Origin of the sequence: Xanthomarina spongicola (genome assembly GCF_003148645.1) — a bacterium.
GTDB lineage: Bacteria > Bacteroidota > Bacteroidia > Flavobacteriales > Flavobacteriaceae > Xanthomarina > Xanthomarina spongicola.
In genome coordinates this window covers 473,094-495,606 of record NZ_QGGP01000001.1, presented here as the reverse complement: position 1 = coordinate 495,606, position 22,513 = coordinate 473,094, and the positions used below count along the sequence as shown (strand labels likewise).

At 30.8% G+C, this 22,513-nt stretch carries 25 protein-coding genes; 22 read left to right on the top strand and 3 right to left on the bottom strand.

The window, feature by feature from the left end; genetic code table 11:
• The first annotated feature begins 74 nt into the window (after positions 1-74).
• Positions 75-773 carry a hypothetical protein gene (locus tag LX78_RS02250; protein ID WP_109681009.1) on the top strand — a complete coding sequence of 233 codons (699 nt, stop codon included), beginning with the start codon at positions 75-77 and terminating at the stop codon, positions 771-773.
• A 70-nt stretch (positions 774-843) separates the two neighbouring features.
• Here LX78_RS02250 and LX78_RS02245 read toward each other — a convergent pair whose 3' ends face one another.
• Together LX78_RS02245 and LX78_RS02240 are read right to left on the bottom strand one after the other, a co-directional pair.
• Positions 844-2,940, bottom strand: a complete 2,097-nt coding sequence (locus LX78_RS02245; protein ID WP_109681008.1) for a M13 family metallopeptidase — start codon at positions 2,938-2,940, stop codon at positions 844-846.
• Positions 2,941-3,035: 95 nt separating this feature from the next.
• On the bottom strand, positions 3,036-3,545 hold the full coding sequence (locus LX78_RS02240) for a hypothetical protein (RefSeq protein ID WP_109681007.1): 510 nt from the start codon (positions 3,543-3,545) through the stop codon (positions 3,036-3,038).
• A 154-nt stretch (positions 3,546-3,699) separates the two neighbouring features.
• Here LX78_RS02240 and LX78_RS02235 point away from each other — a divergent pair, with 154 nt between their 5' ends.
• Both LX78_RS02235 and LX78_RS02230 read left to right on the top strand, forming a co-directional pair.
• Positions 3,700-4,659 (top strand): NAD-dependent epimerase/dehydratase family protein, encoded by a 960-nt coding sequence (locus LX78_RS02235; RefSeq protein WP_109681006.1) that lies wholly within the window; start codon positions 3,700-3,702, stop codon positions 4,657-4,659.
• 133 nt (positions 4,660-4,792) lie between these two features.
• The gene (locus tag LX78_RS02230; RefSeq protein WP_109681005.1) at positions 4,793-5,395 is read left to right on the top strand and encodes a hypothetical protein; all 603 of its coding nucleotides are present in this window, start codon (positions 4,793-4,795) and stop codon (positions 5,393-5,395) included.
• 36 nt (positions 5,396-5,431) lie between these two features.
• Here LX78_RS02230 and LX78_RS02225 read toward each other — a convergent pair whose 3' ends face one another.
• Positions 5,432-6,682: an NAD(P)/FAD-dependent oxidoreductase gene (locus tag LX78_RS02225; protein ID WP_109681004.1), complete on the bottom strand. Its 1,251-nt coding sequence runs from the start codon at positions 6,680-6,682 to the stop codon at positions 5,432-5,434.
• Between the two features lie 108 nt (positions 6,683-6,790).
• On the opposite strand from LX78_RS02225, the gene LX78_RS02220 reads away from it, so the two are divergent.
• From LX78_RS02220 to LX78_RS02130, 19 genes are read left to right on the top strand one after another with little or no spacing between them, the layout of a single operon-like run.
• Positions 6,791-8,311, top strand: coding sequence for an HAL/PAL/TAL family ammonia-lyase (locus LX78_RS02220; RefSeq protein ID WP_109681003.1), 1,521 nt, complete (start codon positions 6,791-6,793; stop codon positions 8,309-8,311).
• A gap of 12 nt (positions 8,312-8,323) precedes the next feature.
• Positions 8,324-9,451 carry a WG repeat-containing protein gene (locus LX78_RS02215; RefSeq protein WP_109681002.1) on the top strand — a complete coding sequence of 376 codons (1,128 nt, stop codon included), beginning with the start codon at positions 8,324-8,326 and terminating at the stop codon, positions 9,449-9,451.
• 46 nt (positions 9,452-9,497) lie between these two features.
• Positions 9,498-10,229: a 3-oxoacyl-ACP reductase FabG gene (gene fabG / locus LX78_RS02210; RefSeq protein WP_109681001.1), complete on the top strand. Its 732-nt coding sequence runs from the start codon at positions 9,498-9,500 to the stop codon at positions 10,227-10,229.
• A gap of 11 nt (positions 10,230-10,240) precedes the next feature.
• Entirely contained in the window at positions 10,241-11,455 is a 1,215-nt protein-coding gene (locus LX78_RS02205; protein WP_109681000.1) for a beta-ketoacyl-[acyl-carrier-protein] synthase family protein, read from the top strand.
• A gap of 10 nt (positions 11,456-11,465) precedes the next feature.
• A complete protein-coding gene (locus LX78_RS02200; RefSeq protein WP_109680999.1) occupies positions 11,466-11,708 on the top strand; it encodes an acyl carrier protein in 243 nt (80 codons plus the stop codon).
• An 18-nt stretch (positions 11,709-11,726) separates the two neighbouring features.
• Positions 11,727-12,608 carry an LpxL/LpxP family acyltransferase gene (locus tag LX78_RS02195; RefSeq protein WP_109680998.1) on the top strand — a complete coding sequence of 294 codons (882 nt, stop codon included), beginning with the start codon at positions 11,727-11,729 and terminating at the stop codon, positions 12,606-12,608.
• A gap of 5 nt (positions 12,609-12,613) precedes the next feature.
• On the top strand, positions 12,614-13,534 hold the full coding sequence (locus LX78_RS02190) for a hypothetical protein (RefSeq protein ID WP_109680997.1): 921 nt from the start codon (positions 12,614-12,616) through the stop codon (positions 13,532-13,534).
• A gap of 13 nt (positions 13,535-13,547) precedes the next feature.
• The gene (locus LX78_RS02185) at positions 13,548-14,681 is read left to right on the top strand and encodes a beta-ketoacyl-ACP synthase III (protein WP_109680996.1); all 1,134 of its coding nucleotides are present in this window, start codon (positions 13,548-13,550) and stop codon (positions 14,679-14,681) included.
• Between the two features lies 1 nt (position 14,682).
• Positions 14,683-15,114, top strand: coding sequence for a hypothetical protein (locus LX78_RS02180; RefSeq protein ID WP_109680995.1), 432 nt, complete (start codon positions 14,683-14,685; stop codon positions 15,112-15,114).
• A complete protein-coding gene (locus tag LX78_RS02175) occupies positions 15,114-15,566 on the top strand; it encodes an ABC transporter permease (RefSeq protein ID WP_109680994.1) in 453 nt (150 codons plus the stop codon). The genes LX78_RS02180 and LX78_RS02175 overlap by 1 nt, the downstream gene beginning before the upstream one ends.
• 7 nt (positions 15,567-15,573) lie before the next feature.
• The gene (locus tag LX78_RS02170) at positions 15,574-15,984 is read left to right on the top strand and encodes a hypothetical protein (protein ID WP_109680993.1); all 411 of its coding nucleotides are present in this window, start codon (positions 15,574-15,576) and stop codon (positions 15,982-15,984) included.
• Complete coding sequence (locus tag LX78_RS02165) at positions 15,974-16,972, top strand: BtrH N-terminal domain-containing protein (protein WP_109680992.1); 999 nt, start codon at positions 15,974-15,976, stop codon at positions 16,970-16,972. The genes LX78_RS02170 and LX78_RS02165 overlap by 11 nt, the downstream gene beginning before the upstream one ends.
• Positions 16,973-16,974: 2 nt before the next feature.
• On the top strand, positions 16,975-17,718 hold the full coding sequence (locus LX78_RS02160; RefSeq protein ID WP_109680991.1) for an ABC transporter ATP-binding protein: 744 nt from the start codon (positions 16,975-16,977) through the stop codon (positions 17,716-17,718).
• Positions 17,711-18,979, top strand: coding sequence for an ABC transporter permease (locus tag LX78_RS02155; RefSeq protein ID WP_109680990.1), 1,269 nt, complete (start codon positions 17,711-17,713; stop codon positions 18,977-18,979). The genes LX78_RS02160 and LX78_RS02155 overlap by 8 nt, the downstream gene beginning before the upstream one ends.
• Positions 18,957-19,409 carry an acyl-CoA thioesterase gene (locus LX78_RS02150; protein ID WP_109680989.1) on the top strand — a complete coding sequence of 151 codons (453 nt, stop codon included), beginning with the start codon at positions 18,957-18,959 and terminating at the stop codon, positions 19,407-19,409. Before LX78_RS02155 ends, LX78_RS02150 begins: the two co-directional genes overlap by 23 nt.
• Positions 19,402-20,553 (top strand): beta-ketoacyl-[acyl-carrier-protein] synthase family protein, encoded by a 1,152-nt coding sequence (locus tag LX78_RS02145; protein WP_109680988.1) that lies wholly within the window; start codon positions 19,402-19,404, stop codon positions 20,551-20,553. The genes LX78_RS02150 and LX78_RS02145 overlap by 8 nt, the downstream gene beginning before the upstream one ends.
• 5 nt (positions 20,554-20,558) lie before the next feature.
• On the top strand, positions 20,559-21,620 hold the full coding sequence (locus LX78_RS02140; RefSeq protein WP_109680987.1) for a methyltransferase: 1,062 nt from the start codon (positions 20,559-20,561) through the stop codon (positions 21,618-21,620).
• A 6-nt stretch (positions 21,621-21,626) separates the two neighbouring features.
• Positions 21,627-22,247 carry a 3-oxoacyl-ACP synthase gene (locus LX78_RS02135; RefSeq protein WP_109680986.1) on the top strand — a complete coding sequence of 207 codons (621 nt, stop codon included), beginning with the start codon at positions 21,627-21,629 and terminating at the stop codon, positions 22,245-22,247.
• Position 22,248: 1 nt separating this feature from the next.
• Positions 22,249-22,506, top strand: a complete 258-nt coding sequence (locus LX78_RS02130; RefSeq protein WP_109680985.1) for a phosphopantetheine-binding protein — start codon at positions 22,249-22,251, stop codon at positions 22,504-22,506.
• Positions 22,507-22,513 lie beyond the last annotated feature (7 nt).

Genomic DNA, 22,513 nt, shown 5'->3' with positions numbered 1-22,513 from the left:
AATTAGCATGGTTTTAAGATATTAACTGTTTAATTTTTATAGTTTTGGCACATCTTTAAAAAATTAAAAAAATTATGAAACATTTTATCATATTAATTGTGTTTGCAATCGGTTTTAATGCCCAAGCTCAAAATAATAAAGAGTTACTTGAGCATTATCAAGCTTATTATAAACAAATGAAATCTCAGTCAGATATTCAAGGGATTATAAATGGTTTAACACATTTAAATGTTCTTTCACCATCAGTAGCTAGGCAAGATACACTTGCATATATTTATATGAATGAGGGTAAATTTATCCAAGCAATTAATACAGTTGGCGTAGACGAAAATAGTTCGGATTCTGATATGGCTGTTGAAGTAAAAGCAATGTCTTTAAAAGCTTTAAGTCAACCAAAATTAGCTATTCCTCAATTTGAAACCTTATTTAAAAGAACTCAGAATGTTGCTCTTTCTTATGAATTAGCAGAATTATATTTACAAACACAAAATCTTACTGAGGCTTCAAAAAATGTTGAATATGGACTTTTACATGCTCAAGACAACATGGGGAAAAAGTTTTATGAATCTCAACAACCATATCAAGTGCCTTTAAAAGCAGCATTTTTATATTTAAAAGGTCTTATTGTATTTAATGAGAATAAAGAAACAAATATAGATCTTGCTGTTTCTTACTTAGAGCAAGCTCTTACTATGGCTCCTAATTTTAATTTAGCTTTTGTAAGTAGACAAGCTTTATTAGGACAAAAACCTCAACCAAAAACTGAAGATTAAATAAAAAATAATCTAAACAAAAAGCCAGCAATAATTGCTGGCTTTATTTATTTAATTCTATATAATTAGATTACCATATTTTAACACGACTCTCAGGAGCTAGATACATATTATCTCCTTCTTTAATATTAAATGTGCTATAGAAAGCATCTATATTTTGTAAAGGCATAACAGCACGATACATTCCTGGAGAATGTGTGTCTGTTTTAATTTGATTTCTTAGAGCATCATCAGTATATTTAGTTCTCCAAATGGTTGCCCAACTCATAAAGAAACGCTCTTCTGGAGTAAATCCATCAATATTTTCTGGTCTACCATTTTCTGCAAAATACATTTGTAATCCATCGTAAGCAGCATTAACACCTCCTAAATCGCCAATGTTTTCACCTAAAGTAAATTCGCCATTTAGTTTTACATCTGGAAACGCATTCACATTGCTATACTGCTCAGTTAGTTTTTCTCCTAAAGCTGTAAACTCTATTAAGTCTTCTTCAGTCCACCAATTATTTAAATTTCCATTAGCATCATAACGTGAACCAGAATCATCAAAACAATGTGAGATTTCATGACCAATAACAGCGCCTATTCCACCATAATTTACAGCTTCGTCTGCTTGATAATTATAAAATGGAGGTTGTAAAATAGCAGCTGGAAATACAATTTCATTGTAAGAAGGCATAAAATAGGCATTCACAATTTGTGGTGCCATTAACCACTCACTTTTATCAACTGCTTTCCCTAATTTATTGAGATCTTTATTGAAATTCCATTTATAGACATTGTTTAAATTTATAAAATAAGAGCCTCCTTCGTCTACTCCTTTAACTTCAAGAGCAGCATAATCTTTCCATTTATCTGGATAGGCTATTTTAACTGTCATTTTTTGAAGTTTTTCAATCGCTTTTAATTTAGTTTCGGGTGCCATCCATTCTAAATTCTGGATTCTGTTTTCAAAAGCTAACATGATATTGCTTATCATTCTTTCAGCTTTTTCCTTAGCTTCTGGTGGAAACATTTTATCCACATACAATTTTCCTAAGGCTTCGCCAATAGTTCCATTTAACGTGTTTAAAGCTCTTTCATCTCTAGCTCTTTGTTCTTTAGAGCCTCTTAAATCTCTGCTATAAAACTCCCAGTTAGCAGTTTCCATTTCGGTCGTTAATTTACCAGCTGCTCCTCTAATAAGCGTCCAGTTTAAGTAATCTTTCCAAACACCTACTTTATTCTCTTTTAGTAAAACATCTAAGGCTTTAAAATATCCAGGATCAGACACAATTACAGTGTCTATAGATGTGACTCCAATGTTATTAAAATATGCATCCCAATTAACAGAAGTTGTCATTTTATTTAAGTCTTCAATAGATTTTGGGTTAAATCTTTTTCTGGCATCTCTTCTATCTTCTTTTGTCATTGTAGATTTTGCCATTCGTGTTTCGAATTCTAAAATCTGGTCTGCTTTAATTTTTGAAGATTCTTCAGTTTCGCCTATATATTGCAACATTCTAGCAATATGAGCACGATATTTTTCTAGCTTTTCTTTTGTGTCTTCGTCTTGATCTACATAGTAATCTCTACTTAAACCTAAAGAACCATTTCCTAAATAACCAACATTTAAGTCGCTATTTTTTGGATGAGAACCAACTCCAAACCCAAAAAATCCAGCTCCTCCTTGAGGTTCCATTTCTATTAAATAAGCTTGTAAATCTTGAATATTATTAATCTTATCTATTTTTTCCAAATATGGTTTAATTGGATCGATGCCTTGTTTATCTCTAGAGACCGTATCCATAATGGTTTGAAAAAGTTTTACTGCTTTTTCTTGATCTGATCCTGGTAACAATTCTATTTTCTCTAAATCTTTATTATCTGACATGGCAGATTTTAAAATAGACAAAGCATCTTCATCTGTTTTTTGACGAAGCTCATCGAAACTTCCCCATCTGGTTCTATCAGCTGGTATTTCGTTCGTGTTTAGCCATGTTCCATTAACATAATTAAAAAAATCGTCAGTTGGCTTTATTGAAGAATCCATATAATCTAAATTGATTCCTGGAATTTTTTCAACTTCTAGTTTTGCCATATCTTTTTCTTGGTCTTTTTTGCAAGCTATCAAGCCTACAAAAGCTAAAGCGCTAAATAGCGAAAGCTTTTTAAAATTTTTGCTCATAGGGAAAATTTTGAGTTTTAAACCGGGAAAATTACTAGTAATTATTTAGTTAGTAAGATACATTAACAAAACCTTAATAAATGGAAGATATTACATTAAGGTTTTTTAATTTTCTGAGATTCTCTCTCAATCTTTTTATTCATTTGAAGGTTTAAGTTAGAAAAAGAAACTAATACTTCTTTAATAGAAGTAACTATAACTTTTGTTGATGAGTTAGAAAGATTTACAACACTTTCTAGTTTATATAGTTTTGTCTCTAATGCAATTAACCTTGACATAATTGCAGGAGAATTAACTTTATCTGGAATCGTTTGTTTAAGGTCGTTAATTAACGCTTCTAAAAATTCATGATTATCTTTGAAATAAGATAAATCTGCTTGTTTTAAATTTAATATAACAGCTTCTAACTCGTTATATTTAGCCCATTTTTGAGTAATTTTTTCAACTTTAGAATCTAAAATAAAATCTGTATAGTTTAGATTCTGAATCATTTTTTTTGAAATAGAAAAGGATGTATTGTCTTGATTATTTTCTGTCGACTTACCTTCTTTCTCTTTACAAGAAAACATACATACTAATAGAAGAAAACTAATTACTAATTTCATGTGTAATTTATAATGAATAGCAAATATATAGATTTCGGTTTTTTATATCCTATTGTTTAGCACATGTTTAATAAATAACTAAGCATTTTAAGTTAATTTTATAAAACAAAAACAAAAATCTTGTTATTTTTGAAAACCTTAAAACTTACAAAAAATGTCTCCTAAAATATTAATACTTGGTGCAAGTGGTCAAATAGGATCTGAATTAACACAAAGATTAAGAAGCATTCATGGTGCAGAAAATGTTATAGCTACAGATATAAGTTATAATAATATTGAGTTGGTTAATTCTGGGATTTTTGAAAGAGTGGATGCCCAAGATTATACCTCTGTTAAAATTTGCATAGAAAAACACCAAATAAATACCATTTATTTAATGGCAGCTATGTTAAGTGCCACAGGAGAGAAATTTCCAAGGAAAGCTTGGGATTTAAACATGGAATCTTTATTTCATGTTTTAAATTTAGCTAAAGAAGGGTTTATTAAAAAAGTGTTTTGGCCTTCAAGTATTGCAGTTTTTGGACCCACGACACCAAAAGAAAACACACCTCAATTTACCATTATGGAGCCATCTACGGTTTATGGAATTACCAAACAAGTAGGAGAACGTTGGTGCGAGTATTACCATAAACAATATGGCGTAGACATTAGAAGCATTCGTTATCCTGGAATAATAAGTTGGAAAACAATGCCAGGAGGAGGAACAACAGATTATGCTGTAGAAATATATCATAAGGCCATTGCAGAAAAAAAATACGAATGTTTTTTATCTGAAGATACTGAATTACCAATGATGTTTATGGACGATGCTATAAAGGCTACCATAGATATTATGAATGCTAACCAAGAAGACATTAAAATTAAATCTTCTTATAATTTGGCAGCTGTTAGTTTCACTCCAAAACAAATAGCCAAATCCATACAAAAGTACATACCAGAATTTACCATTACTTATAATCCAGATTTTAGACAAAAAATTGCAGACTCCTGGCCTAAAAGCATAGACGACTCTAGAGCACGAGAAGACTGGAATTGGAGTCACTCTTTTTCTTTAGATGATATTACAAAAGAAATGCTAACTAACTTAAAAGCAAAAGCTAAACAATCTGTTTAATTAGCCATATTATTGTTTTACACTATTCCCTAAATTTTTATTTTCAGGCATGTAAAAAATACGTAGTTTATCGTATATAACATCTCATAAAGTTACCTTATATTAGCTTCATAAATCAATTAAACTTATTATCATGAATAAATTATTAGTATTTGCACTATTATTTTCTACAACTTATATGTTTTCGCAAAAAGCAAACGTCACTAAAGGCGATTGGTCAGCTTTAAAAGGCATTTCCGAATACACTCTTGTGTTCGATTATTCTGATTTAGAAATCCCTAAATTCGACTCAGAAGAAGCTTTTTTAGAGGAAAAAATGGCTAAAAGAGATGAAAAAGAGCCTGGAACAGGAGAAGCATTTAGAGAATCCTGGTTTTCTGATAGAGAAAATTTTTACGAGCCAAGATTTATTGAAACATTTAATGATAGATATAAAGATGGTTTAGTAAAAGTTGACAGAGATTTAGGAAGTGCTGAATATACAATGAAAATTCACACTACATTTATCTATCCAGGATATAATGTAGGTGTTGTTAGACATAACTCTAAAATAGAAGTCACTTTATCTGTTTATAAAAATGATAGTCCAGACGATGTTATTTTCGAAGTAGACTATACAAAAATAGAAGGTGCTGGTAGTGGTGGCTACGATTTTAATTCTGGTCAACGAATTGCTGATGCCTATGTTATTTTTGCAAGAGCATTAGTAAAACATATGTATAAAAATAATAAATAAGATTCCTCAATCTTATTAAAATTTAAAAAAGCGAATCTAAATGGATTCGCTTTTTTCTTGTTCCATATGTATTAAATGTGCAAAAGTCTTAACTAATCTATCATGTTTTTTAACAAATGGGTTTGTATCATCCCAAACGTAACCAGCTAAAACTGCACAAATTTGTTTTTTAACTTCTGGATTTTCTGGTCTATGGAAAAACAAGGTCTGTAAATTACCTGTATACCATTCTTTAACATAGGTAGCAAATACATCTACGCCCTTTTTAATATAGTTTGCATAATCCTCTTCCCAGTTTACAGTTTCGCCACGTAATTCTTTAGTTAATACTTTAGCTACTTTTAAAGCAGATTCTGTAGCAAACGTCACACCAGACGAGAAAACTGGATCTAAAAATTCAGCACTATTTCCTGTTAAAGCAAAACCTTTACCATAAAATTGCTTTACAGCTTTGGAATAATTTCTAATACTTTTTGGTTCGAATAATAATGGCGCATCTTTAAAACGTTTATAGTAATAATCAGATTGTTTGAACATGGTTTGTAAACGTTCAGAAGTTGTTCCCTCAAAAGAATCAATAAATTCATTTTTGCCAACAAACCCTAAACTGGTATTTCCATTAGAAAATGGGATTACCCAAAACCAAGTGTCTTTATCTAATACATCGAAAGTAATAAGAGTTCCTTCTTCGCCTTCAGGTCTATTAATATCTTTTACATGCCCAAATATAGATGAGTGTTCTGGTATTGTTGAAGGTTTCTCTAAATCTAATAAACGAGGCAATACACGACCATAACCACTAGAATCTATAATAAACTTGGCATGTATATTATATTCATTACCATCTGGATCTTTTACTATAGTAGTTGATGCACCATCATCAGCAATATTTACACCAACAACTTCGTGTTGAAAAGAAACATCTACACCTTTCTTAATAATCTCATTAACCAAAATATTATCGAAATCTGCTCGTGGCACTTGCCACGTCCAATTCCAACCATCTGTATGCTTCTTACTAAAATCAAAATTACAAACAACATCATCTCGTAAGAAACGTGCACCTCTTTTAATTTCAAAATTTGCTGCTTTTAGGCATTCTAACAAACCGACTTCTTCAAAATGATCCATGCATCTAGGCAATAAACTTTCGCCTATTACAAATCTTGGAAACACACTTTTTTCAACAACTTTAATATTGAATCCTTTGTTGTTTAAATAAGCTGCTGCTACACAACCTGATGGTCCTGCTCCAATAATTAAAACATCAATATGTATATCACTCATGGTCTTTGTAGTATTAATTCATTAATTATTATAAATTTGCAATCCAAAATAACTACTTTAGTTATAGTTATTAAAAATAAATTAAAAAAATAACAGAATAAATTATAGATGCTAACATTTAACGGAAAATTAGAAATAGAAGCTTTTTACAAAGTTATTTTTGAAGATACTAAGATACAAATCGATAATCAAGTTTTAAAGACTGTTGAAAAAAGTTTTGATTTTTTAAAAAAATTCTCCGAAGACAAAGTAATCTACGGTGTTAACACTGGTTTTGGGCCAATGGCTCAATATAAGATTAAAGATTCCGAACGAATTCAACTTCAATATAATTTAATAAGAAGTCATGCTTCTGGAACTGGAGAACCAATTGCTCCAATGTACGTAAAAGCAGCTATGCTTGCAAGATTAAACACCTTATCTCTAGGAAACTCTGGAGTTCATGTTTCGGTAATTAATTTAATGACAGAGCTTATAAATAGAAATATTACACCTCTAATTTATACACATGGTGGTGTTGGAGCTAGTGGAGATTTAGTACAATTAGCTCATTTAGCTTTGGTTTTAATTGGTGAAGGTGAAGTTTTTTATAAAGGAGGAAGAAAATCTACAGCTGAAGTATTTAAAATAGAAAAATTACAACCTATTTCTGTTGAATTACGTGAAGGTTTAGCATTAATGAATGGAACTTCTGTAATGACAGGAATTGGAATTGTTAATGCCATTTACACTAGAAGATTACTAGATTGGATGACATCTTGTTCGGCTGCAATAAATGAAATTGTAAAGGCTTATGATGATCATTTGTCTTTCGAATTAAACCAGTCTAAAAAACACATTGGACAACGCAAAATTGCTGAATCCATGCGTGAACACCTAAAAGATAGCTCATTAACAAGAAAAAGAGAACATCATTTATATTCAAAAAACGATGATGTTTCTGTTTTCGAAGATAAAGTTCAAGAATATTACTCGCTACGTTGCGTGCCTCAAATATTAGGTCCTGTACTAGATACTTTAAATAATGTTGAAAATATTTTAATAGAAGAAGTAAATTCAGCTAACGACAATCCAATTGTTAACGTAGAACAAAAACATGTTTATCATGGTGGAAACTTCCATGGAGATTATGTGTCTTTAGAAATGGATAAATTAAAAATTGTTGTCACCAAATTAAGTATGCTTTCTGAAAGACAACTTAATTATCTTCTTAATTCAAGATTAAATAACATGCTTCCTCCATTTGTTAATCTTGGAAAATTAGGCTTAAACTTTGGAATGCAGGGCGTGCAATTTACTGCTACTTCAACAACTGCCGAAAATCAAATGCTATCTAACCCAATGTACGTACATAGTATTCCTAATAATAACGACAACCAAGATATAGTTAGTATGGGAACTAATGCAGCATTAATAACCAAAAAAGTTATTGAAAATGCATACGAAGTCGTGGCTATAGAAATGATTACTATTGTTCAAGCTATTGAATATTTAAAAGTGCAAAAAAACGTTTCTTCTAAAACTAAAAAGATGTATGATGATATTAGGAATTTAGTTCCTATCTTTACAGAAGATGTCATCATGTATCCTTATGTAAATAAGGTTAAGGACTTTATAATGAATCATTAAAAGCTATTAATCATGAAATTAAAATGTTTATTAATTGTGTGCTTAATCACAGGTTTCTCTGGTTTTGCACAAGAACTTGCGCTTGCTAATCAAGGTGGTAGTTATGGTTATATTACCAAAACTGGAGATTGGCAAATAAACCCTCAGTTTAAAGTAGCTAAAAACTTTTCTGAAGATTTAGCCGAAGCATCAAACGATGGTAAAACTTGGGGATTTATTAATAGAAAAGGAGAATGGGTTATCCAACCTTCTTTCGAAAAAACAAAAGAATTTAATTCTGGTATTGCTGTTGTTCTCAAAGATAAAGAATGGTTTTACATTAATACTAAAGGAGAACGTACACTTACAAATGTATCTACAGAAAAATTTTACGATTTTAATAACGGTTATGCTATAATTAGAAAAGGAGATTATGTAGGTTTTATTAATAATAAAGGTGAAGTTGTAGTAACTCCAAAATTCACTAAAGCCTTCAATTTTGAAAATGGTTATTCTAAAGTTTTAGAAAATGGGAAATGGGGATTAATCGATCCTTCTGGAAACTATTTAGTAAAAACAGAGTACGATGGTATTAGCAATTTCTACGATGGCAATATTGTTGCAACACTTGGTGAAACTCATGGTCTAATTATTAATAATGAATTTAAAATAGTTTCTGGAGCCGAAAAAATATGGGATTTCTCTAATAATTCTGAATATACCTATGCTGAAAAAGGTGGTAAAATGGGTTATATTAATAGTAAAGGAGAATGGATTATAGAACCAGCTTACGAAAAAGCTCGTGCTTTTAAAAATGGATTAGCTCCTGTTATGAAAGATAAAACTTGGGGTTATATTAATCCAAAAGGAGAAGTTGTAATAATGTTTCAATATAAAGATGCTGAAATTTTTAGCGAAGACGGTTTAGCTCCTGTAAAATCATCAAAATTATGGGGTTTTATCAATACAGAAGGCCAATTGGTTATTGAAGAAAAATACGATATTACTGCTGGTGGATTTTCAATATTTCAAAAAAATAACCCTAAAGGATTTATTAATGGTCTTGCTAGAGTAAAAGAAAAGAAATCTTGGGTTTATATTAATACAAAAGGAGACGTTCTAAAAAATATGCAATTTGATAATTTAGAGCTATTCCAATAATCGAAATTTACTCCTCCAAAATTTACTAAATAAAACAATACTTATAATGAAATGTGCCTTAATTACAGGTGGATCTAGAGGAATTGGTAAAGCAATTTGCATTCAATTAGCAAAAGATTCAGACTATCATATTTTAATAAATTACAATAACAACAAAGCTGCTGCACTTGAAACTCTAAAAGAAGTTGAAGCAGAAGGTAACACAGGTGATATTCTTCAATTTAATGTAACAGATTCCGATCAAGTAAAATCAACTTTAGATGCTTGGCAGGAAAAAAATAAAGATGCTACTATAGAGGTTATTGTTAATAATGCAGGAATCACTAAAGATGGTTTATTTATGTGGATGCCACAAAGCGATTGGCAAGATGTAATAAACACCTCATTAAATGGATTTTTTAATGTAACAAACCATTTAATTCAAAAAATGTTACGTAATAGATATGGACGTATTATAAATGTAGCTTCTGTTTCTGGAGTAAAAGGAACAGCAGGACAAACTAATTATTCTGCTGCAAAAGGCGCATTAGTTGCTGCTACAAAAGCTTTGGCTCAAGAAGTAGCTAAGCGTAAAATAACAGTAAATGCTGTAGCTCCTGGCTTTATAAAATCGGATATGACTGCTGAATTGAATGAAAGCGAATTAAAAAATATGATTCCTATTAATAGATTTGGAGAGCCTGAAGAAGTTGCCTTTGCAGTTTCGTTTTTAGCATCAAAAAAAGCTTCGTATATTACTGGTGAAGTTATTAATATAAATGGTGGAATTTACTCTTAAAATATTATAAAATGAAAAGAGTTGTGATAACAGGAATGGGAATATATTCTTGTATTGGAGAGAATTTAAATGACGTTAAAGAATCACTATATAAAGGAAAATCTGGAATAGTAATCGATGAAGAAAGAAAAGAATTTGGTTTTCGTTCTCCCTTAACTGGAATGGTTAAAACTCCAAATTTAAAATCAGCACTTTCAAGAAGACAACGCATTAGTTTAGGCGAAGAAGGAGAATATGCATATGTTGCTACTCTAGAAGCATTAAATAATGCTAAAATATCTCAAGAGTTTTTAGACGAAAACGAAGTAGGAATTCTTTACGGAAACGATAGTACTGCAAAAGCCATTATAGAATCTAATGATATTATAAGAGACAAAAAAGATACAACTCTAGTTGGTTCTGGAGCAATTTTTAGAGGCATGAACTCTTCAGTTACCATGAATCTCTCAACCATCTTTAAGTTAAAAGGTGTCAACTTTACCATTAGTGCAGCTTGTGCAAGTGGCTCTCATTCTATTGGAATGGCTTATCAATTAATTAAAAGTGGTTTACAAGATTGTATTATTTGTGGTGGAGCTCAAGAAATCAACAAACTAGCTATGGGCAGTTTCGATGGTTTAGGCGTGTTTTCTATTAACACAGAAAATCCAAGCCAAGCTTCGCGTCCATTCGATAAAAATAGAGATGGTTTAGTTCCAAGTGGTGGAGCCGCAACACTAATTTTAGAAACTTATGAATCTGCTATAAAAAGAGGTGCAACTATTTTTGGTGAAGTTATAGGTTATGGTTTTTCTTCAAATGGAGACCATATATCAACTCCAAATGTAGATGGTCCTGCAAGAGCTATGAAAATGGCTATAAATCAAGCAGGAATCAAACCCGAAAAAATACAATATGTAAATGCACATGCAACTTCAACTCCTGTTGGAGATGAGAATGAAGCTAAAGCAATTTTTGAGGTGTTTGGAGAAAATGGACCTTATGTTAGCTCAACAAAATCTATGACTGGACATGAATGCTGGATGGCTGGAGCAAGCGAAGTATTGTATTCTATACTTATGATGCAACATAATTTTATTGCCCCAAACATTAATTTAGAAGAACCTGATGAATCTGCTGCTAAATTAAATTTAGTTAACAAAACATTAGATAAAAAATTTGATGTATTTTTGTCAAATTCTTTTGGATTTGGTGGAACAAATTCAGCTTTAATAATTAAAAAATAATAGTGTAGCAATGAATAAAGAGGATATCATTGAGAAAATAAACGACTTTCTTATCGATGAATTTGAGGTAGAGAGTGAAGATATTTCACCAGAGTCTGACTTAAAAGAAACTCTTGAGCTAGACAGTTTAGATTTTGTAGATCTTGTTGTTGCTGTCGAATCTAATTTTGGAGTAAAATTAGTTGGAGAAGATTTTTTTAATGTAAAATCTCTTAATGATTTTTATACTCTTATTGAAAATAAATTAGTCTAAATACCCACAAGTAAACATATGGCTACTGAGTGGCAAGGAAAATCCCGAGGAACCGTTCTAGGATATAAAATCTTCGTATTTTTTATAAAGAATGTTGGAATTGGAGCAGCATATTTTATCTTATATTTTGTTGCTACTTACTTTTGCTTTTTCTCCAAAGACAGCACGAAATCTATTTATTATTACTTTAGGCATAGACTAAAATATTCTAAAACTAAAAGCGTTCTTAATGTTTTTAAAAGCTATTATGTGTTTGGACAAACCATATTAGATAAAATTGCTATAAACTCTGGTTTGAGTAGTAAATTTACCTATGTATCTTATGCTTCTGGTTTAATAAACGAAGCTCTTAAAGAAAAAAAAGGAAGTATTTTAATTAGTGCTCATGTAGGAAATTTTGAAGTAGCCGAATTCTTCTTTAGTAATCTAGAAGTTAGCGCCTCAATTAGTCTACTTACTACAGACGTTGAACACTCGGCAATTAAAGAGTACTTAGAAAGTGTGAGTAAAAAGTCTAATATTAATTTTATTATTCTAAAAGAAGATTTATCACATATATTTGAAATTAATGCTGCTTTAGCAAGAAATGAGATTGTTTGTATTACAGGCGATCGCTATATGAAAGGTTCGAAATTTTTAACCCAAGAGTTGTTAGGCAAAGAAGCAAAATTTCCTGCAGGTCCTTTTTTATTAGCATCTAGACTTAATGTCCCTGTTCTATTTGTTTATGTTATGAAAGGACCTAAAAGGCACTATCAATTATATGCAAAAAAATCGAAAGCAAAATACAGAGATGCTCAAACTATTTTAAAAGAATATACCGAAAGTGTAACTGGGATGCTAAAAAAATATCCATTACAATGGTTTAATTATTTCGACTTTTGGGATGTAATGAAATAATAAAAATGAAGGAAGTACTTGTAATACAATATTCGCAATCTGGTCAATTAATAGAAATAGTAAATAATATTGTTTCACCTTTAAATACTAATGAAACTAATCTAACATTTCTAAATATAGAAATGGAAAAACCGTTTCCATTTCCATGGAATAAAAAAGATTTCTTTGGTGTATTTCCTGAAACATTTCTTCAAATACCTAGAAAAACAAAACCCCTTCCAGATACCATCCTAAACAAAAAATTCGATTTAATTATTTTTGGTTATTCAGTGTGGTACCTAACGCCATCTTTGCCAACAACTTCTTTTTTAAATTCACCTGAAGCTAAAAAACTTTTTGCTAATACGCCTGTAATAACAGTTATTGGCTGCAGAAACATGTGGATAATGGCTCAGGAAAAAATGAAAAAAAAGCTACTAGACCTTCAGGCAAACCTTGTTGGAAATATTGTTCTTGTAGATAGAAACATCAACCATATTAGTGTAATTACCATTGCCCAATGGATGTTTTCAGGAAAAAAAGACCGTTTTTTAGGAATCTTTCCAAAACCAGGTGTTTCACAAAAAGATATAGACGAATCTGTTAAATTTGGACCTATAATAAAAAACCACTTATTAAATAATAATTATAGTACCTTGCAAAACGATCTTTTAAGCAAAAATGCTGTAAAAATTAAACCCTTTTTAATAACTGTAGACAAACGTGCAAATATTTTATTCTCTAAATGGGCACATTTAATTATTTCTAAAGGCCAAAAAAACGATTCAAAACGTCAATTATTAGTTAAAATGTTTAATTATTATCTTTTATTTGCCATTTGGATTATTGCACCTATAGTTTTTATCTTATTTTTGTTCACTTATTTACCTTTGTATGGTAAAATAAAAAAGGATAAGATATATTACTCATCTGTTGCATTAAAATAGAAGGTACTAAAAAATGAAGGAAGTTTATATTACAAAAATATCAAAGTTTTTACCAAATCGTCCCATTAGTAATGACGAGATGGAAGAAAAATTGGGCATTATTGATGGCAAGTCATCTAAAGGAAGACGAATTGTTTTGCGTAACAATCAAATAAAAACAAGATATTATGCTATTGACGACAATGGAAACAATACACATAACAATGCGCAACTAACTAAAGAAGCTGTTGAAAAATTATACGATGATAACTTAAAACCTAATGAAATTGAGTTATTATCATGTGGAACTTCGAGTCCAGACCAAATATTACCCTCTCATGCAGCCATGGTTCATGGCTTCTTAAAAAATGGAAATACCGAAATAAATTCACCATCTGGAGCATGTTGTTCTGGAATGAATGCTTTAAAATATGGCTTCTTAGCTGTAAAATCCGGACAAACAAAAAATGCTGTTTGTACTGGTTCTGAGCGCACATCGTCTTGGATGAAATCTGATACTTTTGAAGAAGAATTAAAATATTTAAATACTCTTGAAGAGAATCCAATTTTAGCATTTAATAAAGACTTTTTACGATGGATGCTTTCTGATGGTGCAGGAGCTTTTTTATTAGAAAATGAACCAAAAGGAGATCTTCCTCTAAAAATTGAATGGATGGAAGGCTACTCTTATGCTCACGAATTAGAGGCTTGTATGTATGCAGGTGCAGATAAACTTGAATCAGGATTTTTAAAACCATGGAGCGAATACCCTTCAGATCAATGGAGTAAAAAATCATTGTTTGCTATGAAGCAAGATGTAAAACTCTTAGGAGAAAACATTTTAGTTAAGGGCGTTGATAGCTTAAAAATGGCAATCGAAAAACATGGTGTAAAACCTGAAGATATAGACTACTATTTACCACATATTTCTTCTTATTACTTTAAAGAAAAACTATACCAAGAAATGATTAATCAGAATGTTGAAATTCCTTGGGAAAACTGGTTTATGAATTTAAGTAAAGTAGGTAATGTTGGCGCAGCTTCAATATACATCATGCTAGAGGAATTAGCCTCTTCAGGAAAATTAAAAAAAGGAAACAAAATATTACTTTCAGTTCCAGAAAGCGCGCGTTTTGCTTATGCATATGCGCTTTTAACAGTTTGTTAAAATGGCATTACAACAATATCCAATAACAGATATTACACACTTAATACCTCAAAAAACACCATTTGTAATGGTAGACACTTTGTTAGATTTTTCTAACACTAAAGTGGTTTCTTCATTTAAAATAAATGCAAACAATATATTTTTAAAAGACAATACCTTATTAGAATCTGGTCTTATTGAAAATATGGCTCAAACTGTTGCTCTTCATACAGGTTACGATTTTTTTCTTAAAAATGAAGAAGCTCCTACAGGTTATATTGGGTCTATTAAAAAAATAGCAATTTTAAAACTTCCTGTTTTAAACGATATCATTACTACAGAAGTAGATATTCTACATGAATTTAATGGTGTAACTATGGTCGCTGTTAAAGTCTTTAATACTGAAAAAGAAGAAATAGCATCAGGTGAAATGAAAACAGTTATTGCAAACTAATGAATCTTGACTATTTAGACATAAAAAAATTTTTACCTCATCGAGCACCATTCTTAATGGTAGATAAAGTTTTATCTATTGATAATGAGCACGTTTCCACTTCTTTTTTTATAAATGAAAATTGTATTTTTAATGATACTGGAGTATTTAATGAAAATGGCTTAATTGAAAATGCTGCTCAAACTTGCTCTTCAATTGTTGGTAAAAGCTTTTTTCGAGAAGACGATATTTTGGGTGAAGATGTTAAACTAATAGGTTTTATTAGTGCCATAAAAAAAGTTACTATAAATGCTTGCCCTAAAGTAGGAAGCACAATTACTACAAATGCCAAATTAAAATCTAGATTTGATACAGACGAATACAGTATTTGCACAATAGTTTGTACAACCTCAACAGACCATAAAGAATTACTATCTTGCGAATTAAATTTGGTTATACAGGAACTTAAATAAATTCAACATGAAGAAAGATGAAGTCCCTCAAGATAAAAGCAATCTAGAGTCAGCTAATTTTAGAGAATTATGCTATGCTGTTGATGAAAATGGTGAATACACAACTGTAAATAGTACAGGATGGGATCCAAAAACCATTGCGCTAAATAAAGCTATTGAAGACATTAACCAACGTGTTGAAGATGCAAAACAACGTGTATTAAACAATCAAACAAGTCCTATTGAATATTATATGGAGCTACATAAAATGGATCTTCCAATTTTAGCAAGTTATGTAGGTTTGTGGAAATGGCGTGTAAAAAGACATTTTAAACCACAAGTTTTTAATAAGCTTTCAATCAATCTTTTACAAAAATATGCCGATGTTTTCGACATTAGTATCGAACAATTAAAAAATATAGAGCTTCATGCAAATTAATTTCACTCATCATCAATCGGCACATTGCGAAAATGGTGTGATTTCTAATTTAATGAAACATCATGGTTTTAATGTTAGTGAACCTATGGCCTTTGGTATTGGTTCTGGATTATTATTTTGTCACATTCCTTTTTTAATGGTTAACCATGCGCCAGCTTTTACTTATAGAGCTTTGCCTGGAATAATTTTTAAACGTTTTGCCAAACGTGTTGGTATAAAAATTAAACGCGAAAAATTTAAAAACCCACAACAAGCAAAAGCTGTTTTAGACCAAAACTTAAACAACAACAATCCTGTTGGGCTTCAAGTTGGTGTGTATAATTTAGTGTATTTTCCAGATGAGTATCGTTTTCATTTTAATGCGCATAACTTAGTAGTTTATGGTAAAGAAAATGACACTTACTTAATTAGCGATCCAGTCATGGAAGATGTAACTACTTTAACGGATAAACAGTTAGAAAAAGTGCGTTTTGCAAAAGGTGCATTTGCTCCAAAAGGACATATCTATTATCCAGTAGATTTTCCAAAAGAATTAGAACTTGAAAGCGCAATAATTAAAGGTATTAAACATACTTGCAGAGACATGCTTGCTCCAATGCCTGTTTTAGGTGTAAAAGGAATTCGTTATACTGCAAAACTTATTAGAAAATGGCCAAAGAAAAAAGGTGTTAAAAAAGCCAATCATTATTTAGGTCAGATTGTTAGAATGCAGGAAGAAATTGGTACAGGAGGTGGTGGTTTTAGATATATATTTGCTGCTTTTTTACAAGAATCCAGTAAAGTTTTAAATAAACCTGAACTTTCAAATCTTTCTAAAGAAATGACTTTAATTGGTGATTCTTGGCGTGATTTTGCCGTTGATGCTTCAAGAATTTATAAGAACAGAAGTGCAAAAGAAGATGCTTATAATAACGTTGCGACTCAGCTTGAAGTTATTGCAGATAAAGAAGAAGTATTCTTTAAAAAATTAAAGAAAGCCATCCAATAACAATGATTAAAATTGAACAAATTTCTAAAAAATACAAAGGAGCTGATAATTATTCTGTTTCCGATTTAGACTTGTTCATCAATGAAAAAGAAATCTTTGGTCTTTTGGGTCCAAATGGCGCAGGAAAAACCACTCTGATCTCCATTTTATGTTCGCTTATTAAACCTACTTCTGGCTCGTTTTCAATTAACGATTTAACATATCAAAAAAACAAAAATCAGCTTAAACAATTAATAGGAATTGTTCCACAGGAATATGCTCTATATCCTTCTTTAACTGCTTTCGAAAATTTAAAATACTTTGGGAGCATGTACGGTTTAAAAGGAAAATCTTTAGATGAAAAAATTAATAATGCTTTAGAACATTTAGGACTTCTAGCTTTTGCTCATAAGAAAATCGACACATTTTCTGGAGGTATGAAGCGTCGCATTAATTTAATTGCTAGTATTCTTCATAATCCAAAAGTATTATTTCTAGACGAACCAACCGTTGGTGTCGATGTGCAATCTAAAAATGTAATAATCGAATTCCTTCAGCAATTAAATAAGAATGGAACAACCATTATTTACACATCACATCACTTAAACGAAGCTGAATTGTTTTGTACGCGTGTAGCTATTATAGATCATGGAAAATTAATTATTAAAGGAAAGCCAAAAGAGTTAATTGATAATAGTGAAGGCTCACATAATCTCGAAGATGTATTTATAAGTTTAACAGGAAAAGCCTTAAGAGATCATGCATAAATTAATGGCTTCAGCATATAAAGAATTCTTATTGCTTATACGCGATATTGGTGGTATTGCTATTCTTTTTATCATGCCTTTGGTGTTAATTGTAACTATTACTTTAATTCAAGATAGCACATTTAAAACAGTCTCTGATGCCAAAATTCCAATTCTTGTTGTGAATAATGACAATGGAAATGTTTCCGAAACCATATTGAAAGGTCTGGGAGAATCCAATGCTTTTGAAGTTAACATCAAAGAGTCTGAAGACGTTGCTAAAGATTTAGTTTTTAAAGGAAAATATCAATTAGCCATTATTATTCCTGAAAACTTAAGTTCTGGATTAGAACAAAAAGTAACTCAAAATGTTGATGGTATTATTGAAAAATTTGGTTTTGAAGAAGACACAGATAGTCTTCCAAAAGAAACCATAAAAAGTAAAGAAGTCAAACTATATTTCGATCCTGCCACACAAATGACCTTTAAAAGTTCTGTAAAAAATGGAATTGATAAAATGGTTGCAGAAATTGAAACCAAATCTATTTACAAAGCTTTTCAAGAACAAATATCAGACGATCCAACCGAGGTTATTTTTGAGACTGAAAACTTCATCACTTTTAAAGAAATTCTACCAAAAGAAAATAATAAAGAAATCATTCCTAATTCGGTGCAACATAATGTACCAGCTTGGACCTTGTTCGCCATATTTTTTATTATAGTACCACTTTCAATCAATATTGTTAAAGAGAAAAGTCAAGGGACTTTTGTAAGATTACGTACAAATCCAGTGTCTTACGCAACAGTTTTAGGAGGCAAAACACTTATTTATCTCGTGGTTTGCCTTATCCAATTTGTACTTATGTTATTGGTTGGCGTCTATTTATTTCCAGCTATTGGCCTACCAACCTTAGATGTTTCTGGTAGACTTCCTTTACTTTTTGTAGTAGCTATATTTGCTGGACTAGCAGCAATTGGATTAGGCTTATTATTAGGAACTATTGCTAAAACACAAGAACAATCTGCTCCATTTGGCGCTACATTTGTAGTTATTTTAGCTGCTCTTGGTGGTGTTTGGGTTCCTGTTTTTGTAATGCCAAAATTGATGCAAACGCTTTCAAATATTTCGCCAATGAATTGGGGTTTAAATGCTTTTTACGATGTATTTTTACGCCATGGCTCTCTATTAGATATTTTACCAGAAATTAGTTTGCTATTTTTATTTTTTCTAGCAACAACATTTATTGCCATAGTTTATAATGAAAAGAAAAACACAGTATAAACCAAAAGAAATAATACATACTAGTCAAGTACGTGTACGTTTTGTAGAAACAGATCCCTTAGGAATTGTTTGGCATGGCAATTACATTCAGTATTTCGAAGATGGTCGTGAAGCTTTTGGAAGACATCATGGCATTTCTTATTTAGATCAGAAAAAATATGGTTTTGCAACACCTATTGTAAAATCTAGTACAGACCACAAACTGCCTCTTCGTTATGGAGATATTGCTACAATAAAAACCATATATGTAGATAGTCCTGCTGCTAAAATGGTATTTAGATATGAGATTTTTAACCAAGACAATGCGTTAGTTTGTACTGGAGAAACTATACAAGTATTTGTAGATAAAATTGGTGAAGGAGATTTATGGTTAACCATTCCATCATTCTTTAAGGATTGGAAAAAAAGTGTTGGTTTATTAGATGAATAAGACGTACGTTTCATATAATAATATTGTTTCATCATTAGGTTTTAATAGCGATGTTGTTGTTGAAAACATTCACAACGAAGTTTCTGGTTTAGAATTAATAGATAATAAAAATGTATTACCAGAACCGTTTTATTCAGCGTTAATTAATTCGGAAAAACTTGAAGAGGCCTTTCAAAAATTACACCCAAAACAAGAGTATACACGTTTAGAAAAAATGATGATAACCTCTTTAAGCAAGGTTATTAGTACTTCTAATATTGAATTAAACGATCGGGTTGGTTTAATAATTTCTACAACCAAAGGAAACATTGATGCGTTAGATGAAAATAATTTATTCCAAAAAGAACGTGCTTATTTAAGTGAATTGGGAAAACAAATTAAAGACTTTTTCAATTTTAAAAATGAACCCATTCTCGTTTCAAATGCATGTGTCTCTGGAGTTCTAGCAATAGCTATTGCTAAAAGATATATTCAACAAAATATGTACGATCATGTATTTATTGTTGGTGGAGATATTGTAACAGAATTTATCTTGTCTGGTTTCAATTCGTTTCAAGCACTAAGCAGTAAGCCTTGTAAACCTTACGATAAAAACAGAACAGGAATTAATATTGGCGAAGTAGCAGCAAGTACATTAGTAACTAATAGCGATATAAATCTTACAAAAGAAGCTGTTGAAATTATTGGTGAAAGTTCTTGTAATGATGCCAATCACATTTCTGGACCATCTAGAACTGGTGAAGGTTTATATAGAAGTATGAATTCTGCATTAACACAAGCTAACTTAACGGCTCAAGACATAGATTATATTTCGGCTCATGGAACTGCTACTATGTTTAACGACGAAATGGAAGCCATTGCTTTTAATAGATTACAATTACAAGATGTTCCTTTAAATAGTTTGAAAGGCTATTTCGGACACACGTTAGGTGCTTCAGGTTTATTGGAAACCATAGTTGGCATGCACTCCTTATATAATAATACACTTTATGCATCGAAAGGATTTGAAACATTAGGTGTTTCGAAACCTATTCATGTTATTAAAAAAACAACATCAAAAGAATTAAAGACCTTCTTAAAAACTGCATCAGGTTTTGGAGGTTGCAATACAGCCATATTATTTAAAAAAATCAATCCAAACTAAAAATCATGTCTAAAAACCACATTAAAGCTATAGATGCTATTCAAGAAGCTCAAAAAATTGCTTTTGCACCATTTGTATTTCAAGCAGTCGTTTCATTAAGAAAACTTGGTATTTTCGACCTTATTTTCGAAAGAAGAAAAAAAGGAGGTATCACAATAGAAGATATTGCTAAAGAATTATCACTTAGTGCATATGGTGTAGGCGTGTTATTAGAAATAGCCGAAAGTTCTAATATAGTTTCTAAAGACGAAAACAATCACTACGAATTAACAACCATTGGTTATTATTTAAATTCTCATAAAACAGTTGATGTAAACATTAATTTTACTCAAGAGGTTTGTTATAAAGGATTGTTTCACTTAGAAGAAGCTATAAAAACTGGAAAACCAGCAGGACTAAAAGTACTAGGAGATTGGAAAACTGTTTACGAAGGTTTATCGCAATTAACACCTGAAGTACAAAAAGCATGGTTTGAATTTGACCATCATTATTCAGACGATGTTTTTCAAGAAGCTTTAGAAACTGTTTTTAAAAACAACCCAAAAACCATTTATGATGTTGGTGCAAACACTGGAAAATTTGCCTTAAGTGGAAGTAAATTTAACGACACTGTTTCTATAAAAATGGTCGATTTGCCAGGTCAATTAAAAATAGCATTAAGAAACATTGCTGATGCTGGTTTTCAAGATCGTGTAACTCATCATGAAATAGATTGGCTATCAGAAAACCCAACACTACCAAAAGGAGCAGATGCTATATGGATGAGTCAGTTTTTAGATTGTTTCTCAGAAGACGAAATTCTAACCATTTTAAAAGCATGTGCAGCTGCTGTAAATGACGACGGAGAAATTCTAATCATGGAAACTTTTACAGATCGTCAACGTTTCGATAATGCCAGATTTGCTCTAGAAGCAACTTCGCTTTATTTTACAGTTATGGCGAATGGAAATAGTAAAATGTATCCAGCTAAAGTGTTCATGAAGCTTATAGATAAAGCTGGATTAGTTTTAAAAGAAGATATTGCAGTTGGTGAATATCATACCATTCTGGTTTGTAAGAAAAAGTAAATAATTTTGAAAACTAATTATAACATAACATCTTATTGCCATATAAAGAATAATCATATTTCTTTAAATGGTTCTGTTATATTTAGTGAAGTGCATACAAGTTTTTCAGAATTTATAAAAGCAGCATACAAAGATCAAAACACAAAGTATTCTAAGTTTTTTAAAATGGATAACTTAAGTAAATTAGCTTTTTTAGCAGCTGATGTTTTACTTAAAAACCAAAATTTAGATTTAGAAAAAGACAATAATATAGCACTCGTGTTTTCTAATAAAGCATCGAGTTTAGATACAGATGTTATCCATCAAAAAGCCATACAACATAAAGACAATTATTTTCCAAGTCCAGCTGTTTTTGTGTACACATTACCAAATATTTGTTTAGGTGAGATAAGTATTAAATATAAGCTATATACTGAGAATAGTTTTTTTATCTTTGAGCGCTTTAATGCTGAACATTTGTTTACATATACAAATAGCTTATTAGCAACACATAAAGCAGAATCTGTTCTTTGTGGATGGGTAGAATTAGAAGAAGAAAATTATGAAGCCTTTTTGTATTTGGTTTCAAAAAAAGAAGGCGACAAAGAATTCAACAAACAAAATATAATAACACTATATAATACATAATATGGAAGCTTTAAAACAAGAATTAAAAGAAAACATTATCGAGCAATTAAACCTTGAAGACATGACAGTTGCAGATATAGCAGATGACGATATGCTTTTTGGAGATGGTTTAGCACTAGATTCAATTGATGCTTTAGAACTTATCGTGATGTTAGATAAAAACTATGGAATTAAATTAACAGACCCAAAAGAAGGTCGTACTATTTTTGAGTCTATAAATACTATGGCTGCTTATATCCAAGAACATAGATCTAAATAAACACATT